The organism is Pseudomonas sp. B40(2017) (assembly GCF_002112855.1).
In the GTDB taxonomy this organism is placed as follows: Bacteria; Pseudomonadota; Gammaproteobacteria; order Pseudomonadales; family Pseudomonadaceae; genus Aquipseudomonas; species Aquipseudomonas pharyngis.
Genome location: NZ_NEIT01000006.1, coordinates 187,543 through 204,904 on the forward strand (window position 1 = coordinate 187,543; position 17,362 = coordinate 204,904).

Here is a 17,362-nt window from a genome sequence, read left to right on the forward strand (position 1 = left end):
CGCCTGAAGCAATGGCGATATAGGCGCCTAATAAAATTTCAGGGGTCGTTCCATGTCGTTCGCCACGTTGATTCATCGCGCCAGTTTGCCCAGCCCTCAGGTTTCGCTGGAGCAGGCACGGCATCTGCTGGCGCAGCATTACGGCTTGAACGGCACGTTGCAGGCCCTGGGCAGCCAGCAGGATCTTAATTACCGGGTCGACAGCGAGCGTGGGCGGTTCGTGCTGAAGATCTGCCGGGGCGATTATTCGCTGGTCGAGCTGCAAGCCCAGCATGCGGGCCTTAAGTACCTGGCCGAGCACGGCGCGGTGAAGGTGCCTCGGGTGATTGCGGCCAGTAACGGTGCTGACCTGCTGACCCTGGACGTCGAGGGCGAATCGGTGCATGTGCGGCTGCTCGATTACATCGAGGGCCAGCCACTGACGGCTCTCGATCATCTCGGCCACGAAGTTGTTGCCGGGTTCGGCCGGCTCTGCGGCGAAATGGATCTGGCCCTGGCCGGGTTCGACCATCCGGGACTCGAGCGCACGCTGCAATGGGACGCGCGCCACGCCAGCGCACTGATCGAGCACCTGCTGCCGGTCATCGAAGACGAACGCCAGCGCGCGCTGATCGCCGAGGCTGCCGAACAGGCCAGACTTCGTTTGCAACCGCTGGTGGAGAAGCTGCCGGTGCAGGCGATCCACATGGACATCACCGACGACAACGTGGTCTGGCAGCGTGACGCCCGGCGGCACTGGCAGTTGCAGGGCGTCATCGATTTCGGCGATCTGGTGCGCACCTGGCGCATCACCGATCTGTCGGTCACCTGCGCCGCATTGCTGCATCACGCCGCCGGCGATCCGTTGGTGATTCTGCCGGCCGTGCAGGCCTATCACGCGGTCAATCCGCTGCAGCACGAAGAACTGCTGGCGCTGTGGCCGCTGATCGTGGCGCGGGCGGCGGTGCTGGTGCTCAGTGGCGAACAACAGGTCAGCATCGATCCGGGCAACACCTACAGCCGCGACAACCTGACCCACGAATGGGAGATCTTCCGGGTCGCCACCTCGGTGCCGCTGGCATTGATGGAGGCGGCGATTCTTACGGCGGTCGGTCAGACATTGCCGGCCATCGACAGTGAAGGTTTTGCGCCGCTGTTGCCCGATCTGGTCGGGCGCGAGTTCGCGTTGATCGATCTGGGTGTGTTGAGCGCGCACTTCGAGGCGGGCAATTGGGAGCAGCCTGGCATCGATCAGCGTCTGTTGAACGAGGCCGCTGTCATCCATGGTCTGGCGGCCAGTCGATACGGGCAATATCGGTTGTCGCGCACCCGGCCCGACAGCGCCGATGAGCCAGAGACTTTCCCGCTGCACGTCGAATTGCATGTACCCCAAGGTTCGACGGTGGAGGCGCCGTTCGCTGGCGTACTGCACCTGTCGGCCGACGGCGCACTGCGACTCGACGGCCCGCAACTGAGCCTGCGTCTGTGGGGCGTGAAACCTTCGTTGCACAGCGGCGCTGCGCTGGTGAAAGGTCAGGTGCTGGGTTCGGTGGACGGTCCGTTGATCGTGCAATTGATTCGCGGCGCACAGCTTGAGGCGCCGCTGTTCTGCACGCCGAGCCGTGCGGCTGCTTGGCAAGCACTTTCCCCATCACCGGCCGCGCTGCTGGGTCTGGCCTGCGACGCCGAACCCGAGCTGGACGCAGCAACCCTGCTGGCGCGTCGCGACGCCAGTTTCGCCCGCACCCAGAAACACTATTACGTCGACCCGCCGCGTATCGAACGTGGCTGGCGCAATCACCTGATCGACATGCAGGGCCGTTCCTACCTCGACATGCTCAACAACGTCGCGGTGCTCGGCCACGGTCACCCGCGCATGGCGGCGGTGGCGAGCCGGCAGTGGTCACTGCTCAACACCAACTCGCGGTTCAACTACGCGGCCGTCGCCGAGTTCTCCGAGCGCTTGCTGAAACTGGCGCCGGAGGGCATGGATCGGGTGTTCCTGGTCAACAGCGGCAGCGAGGCCAACGATCTGGCGATCCGCCTGGCGTGGGCCGCCAGCGGTGGCCGCGACATGATCAGCGTGCTGGAGGCTTATCACGGCTGGACGGTCGGCGCGGACGCGGTCTCGACCTCGATTGCCGATAACCCGCAAGCCCTGAGCAGTCGCCCGGACTGGGTGCATGCGGTGACCGCTCCGAACACCTATCGCGGCGAGTTTCGCGGCGCGGATTCGGCACCGGATTACGTGCGCAGCGTCGAACATCATCTGGCGAAGCTCGATGAGCAGAAGCGCCAACTGGCCGGGTTCATCTGCGAGCCGGTCTACGGCAATGCGGGCGGGATTTCGCTGCCGCCGCGCTACCTGAAAAGGGTCTATGAATTGGTGCGCGCCCGTGGCGGCGTGTGCATCGCCGATGAGGTGCAGGTCGGTTACGGCCGTATGGGCCATTTCTTCTGGGGGTTCGAAGAGCAAGGCGTGGTGCCGGACATCATCACCATGGCCAAAGGCATGGGCAACGGCCAGCCGCTGGGCGCCGTAATCACCCGCCGGGAAATCGCCGAGGCGCTGGAGGCCGAGGGCTATTTCTTCTCGTCCGCCGGCGGCAGTCCGGTGAGCTGCCAGATCGGCATGGCGGTGCTCGATGTCATGGAAGAAGAAAAGCTCTGGGAAAACGCCCAGGTGGTCGGCGCCCACTTCAAGGCGCGGCTGGAAGCGCTGATCGATCAATATCCGTTGGTCGGCGCAGTGCACGGTTCGGGGTTCTATCTGGGGGTCGAGCTGATCCGCAATCGGGAAACCCTGGAGCCGGCAACCGAGGAAACCACGCTGTTGTGTGATCGCCTGCGCGAGCTGGGGATCTTCATGCAGCCGACCGGCGATTACCTGAACGTTCTGAAGATCAAACCGCCGATGGTCACCTCGCGTCAGAGCGTGGATTTCTTTGTCGACATGCTGGCGAAGGTGCTTGAAGAAGGGCTTTGAGGCGATCGGCGCCCTTCAAATACCGATTTGTATCGGTATTTGAAGGGATTAATTCAGATTGTTTTTTATTATTGGCTTCTAAAGCCGATATTTATCGTTTATAAAGTCGCCATAGTCCGTCGTCCAACCCTGTACGGCGTGTTGAAAACCCTCGACGGTTCCCTGGAGTCTGATCGACATGACCACATTGAAAAGTACACCACGCGCCGATGGCTTCTACATGCCGGCCGAATGGGCACCGCAAACCCAGACCTGGATGATCTGGCCGGAACGTCCGGACAACTGGCGTCTGGGCGGCAAACCAGCGCAGGCCGCTCACGTCGCCGTGGCCAAGGCCATCGCGCGTTTCGAACCGGTAACCGTGGCGGTGTCCGCCGGCCAGTACGAAAACGCTCGCGCTCGCCTCGACGTGCCGAATATCCGCGTGGTCGAGATGTCCAGCGATGACGCCTGGGTTCGCGACAGCGGCCCGACTTTCGTGATCAACAACAGCGGCGAAGTGCGCGGCGTGAACTGGGACTTCAACGCCTGGGGCGGTTTTGACGGTGGCCTGTATTCGCCGTGGAACCGTGATTCCCAGGTCGGCGGCAAGATCCTCGAAATCGAGCGCAGCCCGCGTTATCGCACCGAAGGCTTCGTGCTCGAAGGCGGCTCGATTCATGTAGATGGCGAAGGCACCCTGATCACCACCGAAGAATGCCTGCTCAACCGCAATCGCAACCCGCACCTGGGCCGCGAAGAGATCGAAGCGGTGCTCAGCGAAAACCTGTCGGTGGACAAGATCATCTGGCTGCCGGATGGCCTGTTCAACGACGAAACCGACGGCCATGTGGATAACTTCTGCTGCTACGTGCGTCCGGGCGAAGTGCTGCTGGCCTGGACCGACGATCCGCAGGATCCGAACTACCCGCGCTGCCAGGCCGCGATGAAAGTGCTGGAAAGCAGCACTGACGCCAAGGGCCGCCCGTTCACGGTGCACAAGATGCCGATTCCGGGGCCGCTGTTTGCCACCGAAGAAGAATGCGCTGGCGTGGACCCGGTGGACGGCACTCAGGAGCGCAACCCGAGCGTGCGCCTGGCCGGTTCCTACGTGAACTTCCTGATCGTCAACGGTGGCATCATCGCGCCAAGCTTCGACGACCCGATGGACGCCCCGGCGCGAGAGATCCTGCAGAACCTGTTCCCGCAACACGAAGTGGTGATGGTGCCGGGGCGCGAACTGTTACTGGGAGGCGGCAACATTCACTGCCTTACCCAACAGCAGCCCGCGCCGCACAAAGAGTGAGTGCGGATGTAACAGCTTGAGTTGATTGGAAAATCGACTGGGCAGTCATTTGTTGCCCACGCTTGAAGAGAAACCCGCAGCCCGTCAGGACTGCGGGTTTCTTTATGTCCGCTGGTCGACAATTGTCAGACATTGGCATAGCTCTTGTATCGCTCATGGTGCACTAGGGAGGGGGGAGAACTTCAACAGTTCTGTCATATACCTTGGATAACTTAGCCGCTCACGAACGGGGAGAGAGCGCTGAAATGAACGCCGAAGTGAACGTAATCAGCGAGCGGACGTTGCATCCCATGCCTGTAAATACCGAGTCGCTCCAGATTGTCGCGCACTGGTTGAAGTCCAATGGAACGCGTCAGATCAGGGAACCTGATCCGCGCCGGATGATGATCGAGCGTTACCCCGCTGGCCTGTTCAGCGAGGCCGAACTGGACGCATTGTGGGATGTAATGGAAGGATAAGAAGAACAAACAGGGATTGTAAAAAGCGCTGCCGGGATGGCAGCGCTTTTTTTATGGGCGCGATATCAGAAGCTTTAGGTGCCAATGCCCACCAGGTTGTCTGCCTGACCTGGAAGTGGCGGCTGCCGGTCTCGATTTGACCGATTGCCGAAACACACTGAAAGCCATTCCGGCGTTTTTCCGCAACGACCGAGGGACTAATGTGCCGACATCATTCCCCACCTTCCAGCCGGAGCATTTCGATGACCCTTCACTACATTTACGACCCGTTGTGCGGCTGGTGCTATGGCGCCAAACCGCTGGTACAAGCCGCACAGCAAGTGCTGCCAGTGATAGCCCACGCCGGCGGCATGATGACTGGTGCCAACCGCCAGAGCGTTTCGCCGCAACTGCGCAATTACGTAATGCCCCATGACCGACGGATTGCCGAATACACCGGTCAGCCGTTTGGCGAAGCCTATTTCGAAGGCCTGTTGCGCGATCACACCGCGGTGTTTGATTCGGCACCGCCGATTGCCGCTGTGCTGGCAGCGGAGAAAATCGACGGCCGTGGCCTGGAGCTGCTGGGGCGTTTGCAGACGGCGCACTATGTCGAGGGGCGCCGAATTGCCGACGAAAGTGTGCTGTTGGAATACGCGGTGCAGCAGGGTTACGACGCCGCTACTTTCTTGAACGCCAAGCAGTCCGTCGACACCGAGCAACATATGAAGAACAGCCGCGCTCTGTTGGCGAAACTCGGCGGGCAGGGTTTTCCGACTCTCGCACTGGAGCAGGATGGTCAGTTCACAGTGGTGGATATCGGCCCGTGGCTCGGTAAACCGCGGGCCTTCGCTCAATGGTTGAGTGAGTCGTTTACGCCTGCGACAGCGGCGCATGCCTTGCCGGTCTGTGGCCTCGACGGGTGTGCGTGACCCGGCATTAAAATCCCTGATTACAGGCGTTTCCCTGCACGAAGCCACCGCAAAATTTACTTTTTTTAGACGTTTTTCGCCTATTTAAAGACGATTCTTGAAATTGACACATTGTTGAGGGCGCGGCTACGATTCGGCCCAACGCCTGTGGCTAACCGCCATGACTCAAAATCAGGAGCAGGCCCGCCATGACATTGTCTTGAGCGGGTCTTTTTGTTTCGGGGTGAATAAAAGAGTGCAATAAGCGCCGTTTCAGCCGTTCGACACAGCGCGTTTCAACCCGTAATAAGGAAAACAAAATGTTGAACAAGCGAATCAGTTTGATCGCACTGGGGATGTTGAGTGCCACTTCGGCCATGGCTAACGACCAGGCCGAGTCCAAGGGTTTTGTTGAAGACAGCAGCCTCAAAGTGCTGCTGCGCAATGCCTACATCAATCGTGACTACAAAGACGGCAACCAGGACAAAGCCGAATGGGGCCAAGCGGCCATCGGTACGTTCTCGTCCGGTTTCACTCAAGGCACCGTGGGTGTGGGTGTGGATGCCTTCGGTCTGTATGCACTGCGCCTGGACGGCGGCAAGGGCCGCAGCGGTGCCGGTGGTATCGACTTCTTCAAACAGGGTGACAGCGGCAACGCGGCTGACGACCTGTCGAAGGGTGGCGCAGCGGTAAAATTCCGTATCTCCAACACCGTACTGACTTACGGTGACCAGATGCCGGCCCTGCCGGTGCTGAGCTATGACAACGTGCGTCTGCTGCCGGAAAGCTACACCGGTACTTTGATCACTTCCAAAGAGATCAAAGGCCTGGAGCTGAACGCGGGCCGTTTCACCGCCGAATCGCGCAAGAGCGCTGAAGGCCGTGACAGCGGTGGTCTGAAATCGATCAACGTGTTGGGCGGTAGCTACCAGTTCACCGAACAGTTCAAGGCAGCGCTGTACGCTTCCGACGTCGAAGACGTGCTGAAGAAGCAATACGTGAACGCCAACTACGTGTTCCCGATCGACAAGGATCAGTCCCTGACCCTGGACTTCAACGGTTACCGCACCAAGCTGGACAACTCCTACGTCCGCGAAAACGGTGTAACCGGCGACGACAACAAGATCTGGAGCCTGGCAGCGACCTTCGCCACCGGCCCGCACTCGTTCACCGTGGCGCACCAGCGCTCCACCGGCGACAGCAACCTGGGTTACGCCTACGGCGGTTATCAGAAAGGTCAGGGTCGCGTGGGTGACGGTGGCAACACCATCTACCTGGCCAACTCCTACTGGTCCGACTTCAACGCTGAAGACGAGCGCAGCTGGCAGTTGGGCTACGGCCTGGACTTCAGCGCATTCGGCGTACCGGGTCTGAGCTACAACTTCGCGTACGTGCGTGGCGACAACATCACCACGTCCACCAGCGAAGGCGGCACCGAGCGTGAGATCTTCAACCAGTTCAAGTACGTCGTGCAAAGTGGCCCGGCCAAAGACCTGAGCATCAAGCTGCGTAGCTCGATCCTGCGTGTGTCGCAGAAATCCAGCGAATACAACGTCAGCGGCAACGAACTGCGTGTATTCGTGGATTACCCGATCAACATCTTCTGATGATCGGTTGACCCGCAAAACGCGACAGAAAAACCCCGACTGGTTCGGGGTTTTTTTTTGACGCTTTTTGAAAAAACAGCATAAAAACCCGTGTTTTTGTCATTTGAAATGCACTTTCAAGCCGTTTCAAATCGCGTTTCAAACAGGGCTTTAAATGCCTGAAATTCTTTCTCATGGACGCAAATTCTCCACCTAATAGATTAGGCCGCTCAATGCAGCGGAGAATTTGGTAATGATCGTTTTAACCAGAGAAGTGGGCGAATCGCTACGGCGCGACAAGTACGCCAATGTGCAGGGTGCTGACTTCAATCTCTACGGTCATTTCGCCGACTTCGTCAGACTGACCAAAAGTTGGGAAAACATGGAGCCTGACAGTTACTACGGTCAGGCCGAAGCCGGCATGCGTTACCGTCGTTACAGCGACTTTGAGTACAACCCCAAGACTCGCGAACTGAAGCAACTGGAACATCGCGCGTACGTGCAGTCCAAGGCCAACAACAGTTATGTGGGCGGCGTGGTGCGGCACTTCCAGGACTTCTCGGACGAAGTCATCAGCTCGCCGGTGATGCGCAGCCTGATCGACACCGATTTCGAAGTGTACAAAAGCGTGTTGCCGGAAGAGCTGCACGATGAAATCTGGCAGTGCCAGATCCATCAGATCCGCATCGAGATCAAGCCCGGCAAACAACTGGAAATCACTCCGGAAGGGATTCACTGCGACGGTTATCCGTTCAGCGGTGTGCACTTCTGGGGGCGCAACAATGTCGAGGGCGCCGAAAGCCGCCTGTACGACATCCACGAGCAGCAACTGGCGTCGACCACTTACCAGGAAATCCTCGACACCACCTACTTCCTCGACCGTGACATGCGCCACTACGTGACACCGGCACGCAACACTCACTCCCACGCCATGGCGTACCGGCAGATCCTGGCGATTTCCTTCTCGCGGCCCGGGACCGCTTTCGACATTGTTCGCTAATCAGATCACCCCAATCAACGGCGTCGAATGCTCGACGCCAGTGGTGCTGCGGCGCGCGACGGCCAAGGACGCGCAGCGCATGGAGCGCTTCTTCCGCCAGTTCGACGAAGTGTCGTTCTGTGAATGGCAGGACGCCAAATGCCTGCGCGGCGTGTTGATCCAGAAAACCACCACGGCCTATCTCGCCTTCGATGTCGAAGGCGAGATCGTCGGCGCGGTGCTGGGCGGCATGCTCGGCAGTCGTGGCACGATCAACCATCTGGCGGTCAGCCTGCGCTATCGCAGCCAGGGCGTGGGCCAGCGGCTGGTGGAAGCGGCGTCGGCCGACATGAAACGGGTCGGAGTGCTGCGGATGTTCCTGTTCGTCGATGATGCTAACCTCGCGGGCAAGCGTTTCTGGACGGCCCAGGGTTTTTGCGAACCTCACGGCGAGCGGACATTTGAGAGGGATCTATGAATGAAACATCCGGCAGTGCGCCGCTGATGGTCGACCGTCAGCCATCGCGCACCTTTGCCGAAGCCAGCCCGGTGGTCGCTGGTTACTTTACCGTGTCGTTCGTGTTCGGGCTGATGGCGGTCAATGCCGGGCTGCCACTGTGGCTGCCGGTGGCCATGTGTCTGTTCGTGTATGCCGGGGCTTCGCAGTTTGCGGCGCTGGCGCTGATCAGCAGCGGTGCGTCACTGACCACCATCGTGCTGACCACATTTCTGATCAACGCGCGGCACATGTTGATGTCGGTCTACATGGCGAAAGCCCTGCGGGCACTGGGCCTGAGCCGCATGGAGCGCTGGTGCTATGCCGGCGGGCTGACCGATGAGTCGTTCGCCTTCCACAGCGTCAAACTGGGCACCGGGGCACCGGTGAATGTTCGCTACCTGATCGGCTTCAACCTGTTCTGCCACACCTCCTGGGTGATCGGCGGATTGCTCGGCGCCCTCTGCGCGCAGTACGCGTCGCACTTGATCAAATACCAGCTCGATTACGCGCTGACCGCGATGATGCTCTACGTGCTGGTCTCGCTCTGCAACACCCGCAATAAATTCATCGCCGCTATGGCTGCAGTCGCCTGCATGGGCGCACTGAGCCTGGTGGGCAGCTCGCCATTCAACGTTTTCATCGCCACGTTTGTGGGCTGCGGAGTGGGTGTATGCCTGACCAAACGTTCCTGATCCTGGTGGTCGCGCTGATGATGGCCGTGACCTTCCTGCCACGGGCCTTGCCGCTGCAGGTCAACACCGAGCACTGGCCGCCCTTCGTCGCCCGCGCGCTGGAGTATCTGCCGGTGGCGATCGTCGCTGCGATCAGCCTGACACCCTTGTTGATCAAGGATCAGCACATACAGCTCGATCGCCCGGAATTCTATGCAGCGATTCCGACGCTGTTATGTGCGTATTTCAGCAAAAACCTCTTTCTCAGTGTGGCGGTTGGGACGGCTGCGTACATTGCGCTCGGCTCGTTCATGTAGCGGCAGATCGACCACGTCGTTCAGCGCCTGGCCGGACAGATCCGGGTTGTTTACCGCCAGGCGCACTTCGAGGAAATCCTCGAACCCGGGGAAGATCGTCAGGCCGTTCTTCTGCGCGGCCTCGCGGGAGACCATGCCGACCGCATCCATTTGGGTGATGAGCGACAGGGTCAGCGTTTCGCTGCAGGAATAAATCGTGCGCTGACTGTTCTCGTGATTACCCAGCCCGGCGTCGAGAAAACGCAAAAAGCTGTGGGAATACGGACAATCTTCTGCGGGACGCACCTGAAACTTGTTGCCAAGCAAGGTCAGCGGATCGTTCTCCTGACCACAGTGCGCGCCGACCACCTGCACCTGTACTTCAGGCAGGACAATGCTCGGCAAACCCGGACGCTGCGGGCCTATCAGCACCGCAAGGTCAAAGTCCTCGTTCTTCAGCTTGCTGAGGTTTTCCATCGACTCGGCGTAGCTGAATTCCATCTGGTAATCAGGAAACACCTCGATCAGGCGCCCGATCAGTCGCCGGTTGAAATCCGGGTCCAGCGTGGTGTTCAACGCCACTTTCAATGTGCGTTGTCCCGGCACCTTCAATGCTTCGACTTTCTCTTCCATCTGCCGCGTGGCAATCAGCACTCTGTCCATATAAGGCGTCAGCTCGGTGCCTTGCGGCGTCAGCGTCAGCCCCTTGTTGGATCGTCTAAACAAGCGGAAACCGAACTGCTCTTCGACCTTGTTCAACTGTGCGGCCAGGGCCTGCACGGTCAGGCACGAATGCTCGGCTGCGGCCGACAACGAGCCGGTCTGCACGATGCGCATGAGGTTGCGTAAGGTTCTGCTATCCATGGGTAATGCCCTCTGAAGTGGGCTGGGTATTGTTGTGTACGTGACGGCCTGAACGGCGCCATTTGCCGGCTATATTCCTGTACCTGAGCATAGTTGTCGCGCAATTAGTAGCGAATCGATGTCCCCGCCGATGGCTGGAGGCTGACACAGGATCGGGTTTTTTGGTGACGTGGGGGTGATTGGGGTCAAAAAAAGTGCACGGTTTGGGTGCGTCTGCGGAGATTTTTCAAGGGAAACGACTGACAGGGTAAGCGCGTTATGCCAGCAATTGAGCAGGCGTATCTCAAAGGAAGTTCAAATAACGCTCATAAAAAAGCCGACATAACTGTCGGCTTTTTTGTCGAAATCACTCGAAATTGTGCTCCCTCAAGCAGGGGAGAAGAGGTCTCACCCGAACGCTAATTTTCAGGTCATCAACGGGGTTCCTAACGCCGACTATCGCCACCTGATGGCAGCCGGTTTCGCGCTCTTGGAGGGATTCTCTGTCACTGAACCTCGGCTTGTCAATTCATTACACCACCTCACAAATGAAGTACCCCACCCCTACTTTTTCCCCTCCCGGCACACGCCTACATTGAGCTCCAACACCTGACCATCATCCCGAGGGCAGGTCACTGGAGTAGTCGTCATGCCATTTGTCAGCGTACGCATCACCCGCGACGGCGTTACCCGTGAGCAGAAAGCTCAGGTGATCGCCGAAATCACTGAAACCCTGGAACGTGTCCTCAACAAACGCCCGGACCTGACCCACATCGTGATCGAAGAAGTCGACACCGATAACTGGGGCTACGCCGGCATCACCACCACCGAATACCGCCGACAGCTGGCGGAACGGGGCCAGTCATGACTCCGACCGTGACCATCGATTTCGTCTCCGACGTGGTGTGCCCCTGGTGCGCACTCGGGGCGACAGCGCTGGAGCAGGCGATCGGCAATCTGGCCGGCGAGATTTCGGTGGAGCTGACCTACAAGCCCTTCGAACTCAACCCGGACATGCCCGCCGAAGGTGAACCGGCAGTGCAGCACCTGATGCGCAAATACGGCCGCACCGTCGAAGACGTCGCCGCCGGCAAGAAGATGCAGATCGAACGCGGCAAGGCCATCGGTTTCGAGTTCGACCTGGAGAAACGCACGCACTTTCACAACACCTTCGATGCCCATCGCTTGCTGATGTGGGCGGCGCAGGAAGGGCGGCAGATCGCGCTGAAAAAGATCCTGCTGCGCGCTTACTTCCGCGACGGCGACAACCCCAACGATCACCCGACGCTTATACGTCTGGCGACCGAAGCAGGACTGGATGCGGCGAGGGCCCGCAAGGTGCTGGCCAACGACGAATTCGCCAGCGAAGTGCGGCAACTGCAGGCGTTCTACCGGCAGCACGGGATCAACTCGGTGCCCGCGCTGATCCTGAACGGCAAGCACCTGGTGTCCGGTTCGCAATCGGTCGAGTACTACGAACAAATGCTGAAACAACTGGCTGCGGCCTGATTCAACACCTACTTATTGATTGAGGATTTCATCATGAGCAATTCGAAAAAAACTGTCGTTATCACCGGAGCTTCCCAAGGTCTGGGCGAAGGCATGGTCAAGGCCTTCCGCGAACTGGGCTACAACATCGTCGCCACCTCGCGCTCGATCAAACCGTCGAACGACCCGCAGATCCTGACCATCGCCGGCGACATCGGCGACCCGGCCACCGCTCAACGGGTGATCAGCGAAGGCGTGGCACGCTTCGGCCGCATCGACACCCTGGTCAACAACGCCGGCATCTTCGTCGCCAAACCGTTCACCGCCTACACCCCGGAAGACTACGCAGCGGTGCTGTCGGTCAACCTCAACGGCTTCTTCTACATCACCCAACTGGCCATCGCCGAGATGGAAAAACAGGGCAAGGGCCACGTGGTCAACATCACCACCAGCCTGACCGACCACGCGGTAGACGGTGTGCCCTCGGTCCTCGCTTCCCTGACCAAGGGCGGCCTCAACGCCGCCACCAAATCCCTGGCCATCGAATACGCCAAGCGCGGAATCCGGGTGAACGCGGTATCGCCGGGCATCATCAAGACGCCGATGCATGGCGAAGAAACCCACGCGGCACTGGGCGCGCTGCATCCGGTTGGGCACATGGGCGAAATCGACGATATCGCGCAGGCGGTGGTGTATCTCGATAACGCGAGCTTTGTGACTGGCGAGATTCTGCACGTGGACGGCGGGCAGAGCGCCGGGCACTGATTGAAGCGATAACACAAAGCCCTCGCAGCGATGCGAGGGCTTTTTTGTGGGCGACGGTTTACGGATCGGGGCTCAGCACTTTGACCGCATCATCAACCAGCGCCTTGCTCAACTCCTGCAAGTATTGCGAGGCGCAGGCGTGGAGTTCCGGATCGTTGGCGGCAGAGGTATCTGATATGAGCAGTTTGGAAATGTGCAGCAGATGGGAGGCGTGGGAGAGGGCGGTGACCACCGGGACGCCGGGGTTGGTGCGAAAGAGGACGTGGTTGGAGTGGAAGGAGAAATGGGTGAGGCCGAGGGTTTTCAGATCTTGAGGATTGGTCATGGCTTCACCTACTGTTGTCTGGGAGGTTGGCAGGGATGACCGGTGTAGCGAGGGGCGAAATTGTGGATCTTACGATAGCTGGCATGTTCAGACTCCTACATTGCATTGAAGCTGCCGCATTCGTTATCAGGCGAATGGGTGGCAGCTGTACGCAGGCTGATAAACCGGAAATGTAGGAAACCGGCAGACCCGAAGGTCTCCCACGCACAGCCGCCATTGCACGAATGCGCAGGCATAAAAAAACGCCGGCAAACGTGATTGGGGCGCTGAAGCGCCTACATGTTACTCGGGTTATCAGGCCCGGTCGCTGAATTGGCAGCGACGGGTGAAACAGTAGCCTGAAAAATTAATAATGCGCAATCGTGGCTAGATAGTGTCGTGGAAAGTTGTTTTCTTGAGCGTGAATCTGTGAGTGTAACAATTTATATGTCTGTCGGCTGGAGGTTTCTTGTGAGAATAGTTGATCATAGTTGTAAGTAATTTAGAGTGCTCACGTAGGAACGTTGGCATTGCACTTGGTCCACACACGGGCAGAAACTTCTTGCATATTTTTGGAGGTGGATATAAAAGGTTGAATTGTTTTTTGCAGGCTTTATTTTAATGGCTGACTGAGCAACAAGGAGGTAGTCGATGGCTGGAGTTGAGAGAGGCGGGAGTTTAGGTAGCGCTAATATAGGAAACTATATAGGTTTTATTGGGGTGATCCTTAGTCTGATGGGGGTTGTACTATCGGTTTACTCCCTTTCTTCAGGTGAAAAAGCTATCTGGTTAGGCGTGTCTGGATGGGTTGCAGCTGTATTGATAGGGATACTATTGATTATTCCAATTCTGAAGCTATTGAGTGAGCTGTCAGCGGTCCATGATAAAAATTATGAGTTGTTAGTTAAGTCCAATGACTTACAGAATGCTAATAACAAGATGATGGAGATTGATGCGTACGTGATTTCGAAAACGGTACGTCATACTGCAGCAGCAAAAAGAGATAAGAAGATGGCTGAAACAACAGCTTCGTTTGAGGCTGAAGTTATTTTGCAGCGAGAAGGAGCTTAAGATGAGTATTGTTTTCGGTTCGTATAACTATTATCCAGCACTGCGCAGTAGGCCTGCGGAAGTAACCGGCTATGAGAATTTAAGCGATGATAAGAAAAGCGATATCATCCCTACTTTTACGCTGGGAGCTTGGCCGCGACAGTCAAATGTAGTCGTCCCACTAGAGAAGATTGTTTCTGCGGCAGGTGGTCGGCCAATTATATTAGACTTAACGACAGAGTCCTCTTTCGTTACTAGTGATTTGCAGGAGCTTAAAGATCCTTCACGAAACTTTTTAAAATGGCAGGATTTTATTTCTGCTATCGAAGCTCCTGTTATTCCAGTAGTGCAGATAACGGAAGATGCAAAGCTCTCTCAGATTGTAAGGCAAGCTCGTTTTTTTGAGTCGTTTGGGCTGAATAAGGTTGTATTCAAAGTAAGAGCGTTTGGTCAGGATACGGCAAAAATAATTTCTGCTCTTTCTTCTCTTGATTCGATTGATAATGCGCTTGTGATTATTGATGCGGGATATGTAAGGGATACTCTTCCAGCGTCGTTGGCAGGGTGCATTTCTACAATCAATGAAATTAGAGATGAAGTGGATGATGCCGAAATAAGCGTGATTTCCACCAGCTTCCCGTCATCCGTAGTTTCTTTTCTTGATGCTAATAGTGCCGGGAGAAGAGGTTTGATAGCAATGTATGAGTCTAAACTACACGCGGCAATCGGAAGCGATGCCGCAATATATGGCGATCATGGTTCAATTCACTCTCGTGTCTATCTAGCAGGTGGTGGGCGATATACGCCTCGTATTGATTACCCTCTAACGGATGCTTGGGTTTTTGAACGGCGTCCTGACAATAACTCTACTGGCTATATAAATGCGGCTCAATCGCTGATCATGTCTTATGAAGAAATTAATCGCGACGAAACTTGGGGGGCTGAGATGATTAGAAGAGCTGCAGCTGGCGAGATTGAAAATATGAAAACCCCCGCATCCTGGATTGCGGCGAGAGTTAATATGCATATTTCAAAGCAGATCGACATTCGCTGTAATGGTGTGGTTGGGGATGAAGAGGATTACGAAGAAATTATTTAAGTTTTCGTTTGATTTTTATTGTGCGGGGCATGAAGTCTGGAAGTGCTCCGCACTCTCGCTCTAAAAGATTGATGTCTAACTGTCTTTCGTAAAATGAGTTTTTTGTGGAGAAGGTTTTTTTTAGTTGTTGTTCCTTTTTCTCCGCCACCCTTCGCATGTTTTCTTGCTTGCTAAGTAAGCCCAAGCTCAGAAGGCTTCCGCGCTTTTTTCGAGCTTCGTAAAATGCGCAGTGAGTATTTATGTGCCTTGCTTTGATGCATGACAAAACATATTGTTTAAATACTTTGGTGGGCATTGTTTTGGTTTTTTCGATGAGAATATTCTTTGCATCTGTGACAGTGTGAGGCGTGCTGTAAGATTTTAGTATTCTTGAGAGTTCTAGTTTGGTGATCAGGTTTCCTAAGCTAGCGTGGTCTTTTATCTCTATAAGTTTACCCGCGCGTACTTGCTTAATCTTTACTGTGCCCTGAATACGATACGCCTCAAGTATCCCAATTTCTGAAGGGTATTCTTCTTTTACTTGATTTATGAATTTTGATGCTGCAACTATTGTGACTTTGTCAAAGTGATTGGAAAAGGACTCTATTTGTCCAGGTAATCTCTTTAATGAGTCTGCTTCACTTTTTATTTCAAAGCCATACAAGCGCCCATTTGCAATGGCAATATCTGCGCGGCGGGTCCAGTTCGCTACTACCATTTCATTTATAATGACGGCATCCTGCACCATACCCTTGGCTTCCAGCCAGTCTATCAATGCGGCCTTTATTTCTTTTTCTTTTATAATCATAACTTATATGCACTCTTCTGCTTAGTCATAATTAAGTTTTGATAATGTCAGTGTGGCATGATGGTTTAGCCATATTCCCTTTAACTACCCAGGATATTTTATATCATGCAATATAATCTGTATATCTCATATTTTCCAACTTTTGAAATATAGTCAGATTTCCGCACAAGGACTCGTGGTTCTCGACTGGCTCCCGACTCACAAGCTATCCCCAGAAACAACAAAGCCCCTGCATTTCTGCAGGGGCTTTGTTTTGTATGGTGCCGGCACCAGGAATCGAACCCGGGACCTACTGATTACAAGTCAGTTGCTCTACCATCTGAGCTATACCGGCGTGTGGGCGACGATTATAGCGACTCGGGTGCTTCTGTAAACCCCTGAATTCAGACTATTTTTGCGCCGTCTGCGAATCACGCCCGGCGCAGGACGTTGCGCAGTTTTTGTACAGCGCGCCAAGCGCGGCTGTTTTGCATGGCGCGCAGTTGGGCTTCGGCTTGTTCGGCGCGTTGCAGGGCGGTTTCCAGTGCAGGGTTTACCGGGTGGGCGAGGTTGTGGCCTTTGCACAGCTGGAAGTTGTCGAGGTTGCACGGTGGCAGGTCGAACGCGGGTTTGAGGTTGATGTGTTCGTTGGCGAGGAAGAAGCTGTTGAGGCCGTCGAACAGGACGTTGGTATAGCCGGCGTCGGTCACCAGGTGTTCCCAGGTGTGGTCGCGCTCCCATGGGGTTTCGATGAGGATGATCCAGGGGCGGAAGCGGCTGAAGTCCATGCCGCGCAGGACGGTCTCTTCGTGACCCTCGACGTCGATTTTCAGGAAGTGGATTGGCCGCTCGGCGGCGTGTTCTTCGCAGATCGAGGTCAGTGTGCGTGCGTTGACAGTGAAGCTTTGCACGTCCATGCCGAGGTTTTTGCGTTCTTGCGCAACGACCGGGTCAGCGGTGGACAGGCCGGTGTCGGCAATGCCGTAGAAAGTCAGTTCGCCCGGCTGGTCGCTGGCCACGCATTGCAGCGTGGTGTCGCGGGGGCGATGCTGGCGGAGTGCGTCGTAGTAGTTCTGCATCGGCTCGACATTGATGCCCTGCCAGCCGCGATCATAAAAGGCCTTGGTGACCGAGTCGTGGATCGGGTCGTTGGCGCCGACGTCGATATAAAAACCGTTTTCAAAATACTGCAGGGCGCGCCACAGGCGTACGTCCTCGAAATTCTGTGCGTAAGAAATGAACGTCACGGTCGCTTCCTGTCGGTCAGACTTTTCTTGTTCGGGCGTGCGCTATCTGCACGGCACAGGTCTGTATAGCAAGGGCAGATGGCCGGTGCAATTGTCCATTGCCGGCGTCCGCGATTCGGCGGTTATGTCCTTTTGGTCGAGGGCTTATGCACAACAGGCTTTGAAGAGGAC

Annotated in this window: 18 protein-coding genes and 1 tRNA gene; 14 read left to right on the plus strand and 5 right to left on the minus strand. The window is 56.4% G+C overall.

Annotated features, from left to right (window positions below; all coding sequences use genetic code 11):
* Positions 1-52 precede the first annotated feature (52 nt).
* The 9 genes from CAF76_RS17930 to CAF76_RS17970 all read left to right on the plus strand — a co-directional run bounded on the left by CAF76_RS17930 (position 53) and on the right by CAF76_RS17970 (position 9,650).
* Positions 53-2,965 (plus strand): aminotransferase, encoded by a 2,913-nt coding sequence (locus tag CAF76_RS17930; protein WP_085647962.1) that lies wholly within the window; start codon positions 53-55, stop codon positions 2,963-2,965.
* A gap of 178 nt (positions 2,966-3,143) precedes the next feature.
* Positions 3,144-4,250, plus strand: a complete 1,107-nt coding sequence (aguA, locus tag CAF76_RS17935; RefSeq protein WP_085647963.1) for an agmatine deiminase — start codon at positions 3,144-3,146, stop codon at positions 4,248-4,250.
* A gap of 245 nt (positions 4,251-4,495) precedes the next feature.
* Positions 4,496-4,708, plus strand: coding sequence for a hypothetical protein (locus CAF76_RS17940; RefSeq protein ID WP_085647964.1), 213 nt, complete (start codon positions 4,496-4,498; stop codon positions 4,706-4,708).
* A 242-nt stretch (positions 4,709-4,950) separates the two neighbouring features.
* Positions 4,951-5,619, plus strand: a complete 669-nt coding sequence (locus tag CAF76_RS17945) for a DsbA family protein (protein WP_085647965.1) — start codon at positions 4,951-4,953, stop codon at positions 5,617-5,619.
* A gap of 299 nt (positions 5,620-5,918) precedes the next feature.
* Complete coding sequence (locus tag CAF76_RS17950; protein ID WP_064592776.1) at positions 5,919-7,205, plus strand: OprD family porin; 1,287 nt, start codon at positions 5,919-5,921, stop codon at positions 7,203-7,205.
* Positions 7,206-7,437: 232 nt separating this feature from the next.
* Complete coding sequence (locus CAF76_RS17955; protein WP_011331995.1) at positions 7,438-8,184, plus strand: 2OG-Fe dioxygenase family protein; 747 nt, start codon at positions 7,438-7,440, stop codon at positions 8,182-8,184.
* Between the two features lie 79 nt (positions 8,185-8,263).
* Complete coding sequence (locus tag CAF76_RS17960) at positions 8,264-8,641, plus strand: GNAT family N-acetyltransferase (RefSeq protein ID WP_007952618.1); 378 nt, start codon at positions 8,264-8,266, stop codon at positions 8,639-8,641.
* Positions 8,638-9,354 carry an AzlC family ABC transporter permease gene (locus CAF76_RS17965; RefSeq protein ID WP_085647966.1) on the plus strand — a complete coding sequence of 239 codons (717 nt, stop codon included), beginning with the start codon at positions 8,638-8,640 and terminating at the stop codon, positions 9,352-9,354. Before CAF76_RS17960 ends, CAF76_RS17965 begins: the two co-directional genes overlap by 4 nt.
* Positions 9,333-9,650 carry an AzlD domain-containing protein gene (locus CAF76_RS17970; RefSeq protein ID WP_007952614.1) on the plus strand — a complete coding sequence of 106 codons (318 nt, stop codon included), beginning with the start codon at positions 9,333-9,335 and terminating at the stop codon, positions 9,648-9,650. Before CAF76_RS17965 ends, CAF76_RS17970 begins: the two co-directional genes overlap by 22 nt.
* Here the strand turns inward: CAF76_RS17970 and CAF76_RS17975 are convergent.
* Positions 9,567-10,493 carry a LysR family transcriptional regulator gene (locus CAF76_RS17975; protein WP_085647967.1) on the minus strand — a complete coding sequence of 309 codons (927 nt, stop codon included), beginning with the start codon at positions 10,491-10,493 and terminating at the stop codon, positions 9,567-9,569. The two genes, CAF76_RS17970 and CAF76_RS17975, sit on opposite strands and share 84 nt — an antisense overlap.
* A 628-nt stretch (positions 10,494-11,121) precedes the next feature.
* Between CAF76_RS17975 and CAF76_RS17980 the strand changes: the two genes are divergently transcribed.
* From CAF76_RS17980 to CAF76_RS17990, 3 genes are read left to right on the plus strand one after another with little or no spacing between them, the layout of a single operon-like run.
* Entirely contained in the window at positions 11,122-11,340 is a 219-nt protein-coding gene (locus CAF76_RS17980; protein ID WP_007952610.1) for a 4-oxalocrotonate tautomerase family protein, read from the plus strand.
* On the plus strand, positions 11,337-11,981 hold the full coding sequence (locus CAF76_RS17985) for a DsbA family oxidoreductase (protein ID WP_085647968.1): 645 nt from the start codon (positions 11,337-11,339) through the stop codon (positions 11,979-11,981). The genes CAF76_RS17980 and CAF76_RS17985 overlap by 4 nt, the downstream gene beginning before the upstream one ends.
* A gap of 33 nt (positions 11,982-12,014) precedes the next feature.
* Positions 12,015-12,725: an SDR family NAD(P)-dependent oxidoreductase gene (locus CAF76_RS17990; RefSeq protein ID WP_085647969.1), complete on the plus strand. Its 711-nt coding sequence runs from the start codon at positions 12,015-12,017 to the stop codon at positions 12,723-12,725.
* Between the two features lie 58 nt (positions 12,726-12,783).
* On the opposite strand, the gene CAF76_RS17995 is transcribed toward CAF76_RS17990, so the two are convergent.
* Positions 12,784-13,050, minus strand: coding sequence for a DUF3077 domain-containing protein (locus CAF76_RS17995; protein WP_085647970.1), 267 nt, complete (start codon positions 13,048-13,050; stop codon positions 12,784-12,786).
* Between the two features lie 630 nt (positions 13,051-13,680).
* Between CAF76_RS17995 and CAF76_RS18000 the strand changes: the two genes are divergently transcribed.
* Together CAF76_RS18000 and CAF76_RS18005 are read left to right on the plus strand one after the other, a co-directional pair.
* A complete protein-coding gene (locus tag CAF76_RS18000) occupies positions 13,681-14,100 on the plus strand; it encodes a hypothetical protein (RefSeq protein ID WP_085647971.1) in 420 nt (139 codons plus the stop codon).
* A 1-nt stretch (position 14,101) separates the two neighbouring features.
* Positions 14,102-15,178, plus strand: a complete 1,077-nt coding sequence (locus tag CAF76_RS18005; protein ID WP_085647972.1) for a beta family protein — start codon at positions 14,102-14,104, stop codon at positions 15,176-15,178.
* Here CAF76_RS18005 and CAF76_RS18010 read toward each other — a convergent pair.
* The 3 genes from CAF76_RS18010 to CAF76_RS18020 form a co-directional block, all read right to left on the minus strand.
* The gene (locus CAF76_RS18010; RefSeq protein WP_085647973.1) at positions 15,171-15,965 is read right to left on the minus strand and encodes a sce7726 family protein; all 795 of its coding nucleotides are present in this window, start codon (positions 15,963-15,965) and stop codon (positions 15,171-15,173) included. The genes CAF76_RS18005 and CAF76_RS18010 overlap by 8 nt on opposite strands.
* A gap of 258 nt (positions 15,966-16,223) precedes the next feature.
* Positions 16,224-16,299: transfer RNA gene (locus CAF76_RS18015), tRNA-Thr, on the minus strand.
* Positions 16,300-16,375: 76 nt separating this feature from the next.
* Positions 16,376-17,191 (minus strand): FkbM family methyltransferase, encoded by an 816-nt coding sequence (locus tag CAF76_RS18020; RefSeq protein ID WP_085647974.1) that lies wholly within the window; start codon positions 17,189-17,191, stop codon positions 16,376-16,378.
* Positions 17,192-17,362 lie beyond the last annotated feature (171 nt).

Excerpts from the sequence above, each read along its gene's own strand:
- CAF76_RS17930 (WP_085647962.1), top strand. The coding sequence starts at position 53 with ATGTCGTTCGCCACGTTGATTCATCGCGCCAGTTTGCCCAGCCCTCAG.
- CAF76_RS17975 (WP_085647967.1), bottom strand. The coding sequence starts at position 10,493 with ATGGATAGCAGAACCTTACGCAACCTCATGCGCATCGTGCAGACCGGC.
- CAF76_RS18000 (WP_085647971.1), top strand. The coding sequence starts at position 13,681 with ATGGCTGGAGTTGAGAGAGGCGGGAGTTTAGGTAGCGCTAATATAGGA.
- CAF76_RS17940 (WP_085647964.1), top strand. The coding sequence starts at position 4,496 with ATGAACGCCGAAGTGAACGTAATCAGCGAGCGGACGTTGCATCCCATG.
- CAF76_RS17985 (WP_085647968.1), top strand. The coding sequence starts at position 11,337 with ATGACTCCGACCGTGACCATCGATTTCGTCTCCGACGTGGTGTGCCCC.
- CAF76_RS17950 (WP_064592776.1), top strand. The coding sequence starts at position 5,919 with ATGTTGAACAAGCGAATCAGTTTGATCGCACTGGGGATGTTGAGTGCC.
- CAF76_RS17995 (WP_085647970.1), bottom strand. The coding sequence starts at position 13,050 with ATGACCAATCCTCAAGATCTGAAAACCCTCGGCCTCACCCATTTCTCC.
- CAF76_RS17990 (WP_085647969.1), top strand. The coding sequence starts at position 12,015 with ATGAGCAATTCGAAAAAAACTGTCGTTATCACCGGAGCTTCCCAAGGT.
- CAF76_RS17960 (WP_007952618.1), top strand. The coding sequence starts at position 8,264 with ATGGAGCGCTTCTTCCGCCAGTTCGACGAAGTGTCGTTCTGTGAATGG.
- CAF76_RS17970 (WP_007952614.1), top strand. The coding sequence starts at position 9,333 with ATGCCTGACCAAACGTTCCTGATCCTGGTGGTCGCGCTGATGATGGCC.
- CAF76_RS18005 (WP_085647972.1), top strand. The coding sequence starts at position 14,102 with ATGAGTATTGTTTTCGGTTCGTATAACTATTATCCAGCACTGCGCAGT.
- CAF76_RS18010 (WP_085647973.1), bottom strand. The coding sequence starts at position 15,965 with ATGATTATAAAAGAAAAAGAAATAAAGGCCGCATTGATAGACTGGCTG.
- CAF76_RS17980 (WP_007952610.1), top strand. The coding sequence starts at position 11,122 with ATGCCATTTGTCAGCGTACGCATCACCCGCGACGGCGTTACCCGTGAG.
- CAF76_RS17965 (WP_085647966.1), top strand. The coding sequence starts at position 8,638 with ATGAATGAAACATCCGGCAGTGCGCCGCTGATGGTCGACCGTCAGCCA.
- aguA (WP_085647963.1), top strand. The coding sequence starts at position 3,144 with ATGACCACATTGAAAAGTACACCACGCGCCGATGGCTTCTACATGCCG.
- CAF76_RS17945 (WP_085647965.1), top strand. The coding sequence starts at position 4,951 with ATGACCCTTCACTACATTTACGACCCGTTGTGCGGCTGGTGCTATGGC.
- CAF76_RS17955 (WP_011331995.1), top strand. The coding sequence starts at position 7,438 with ATGATCGTTTTAACCAGAGAAGTGGGCGAATCGCTACGGCGCGACAAG.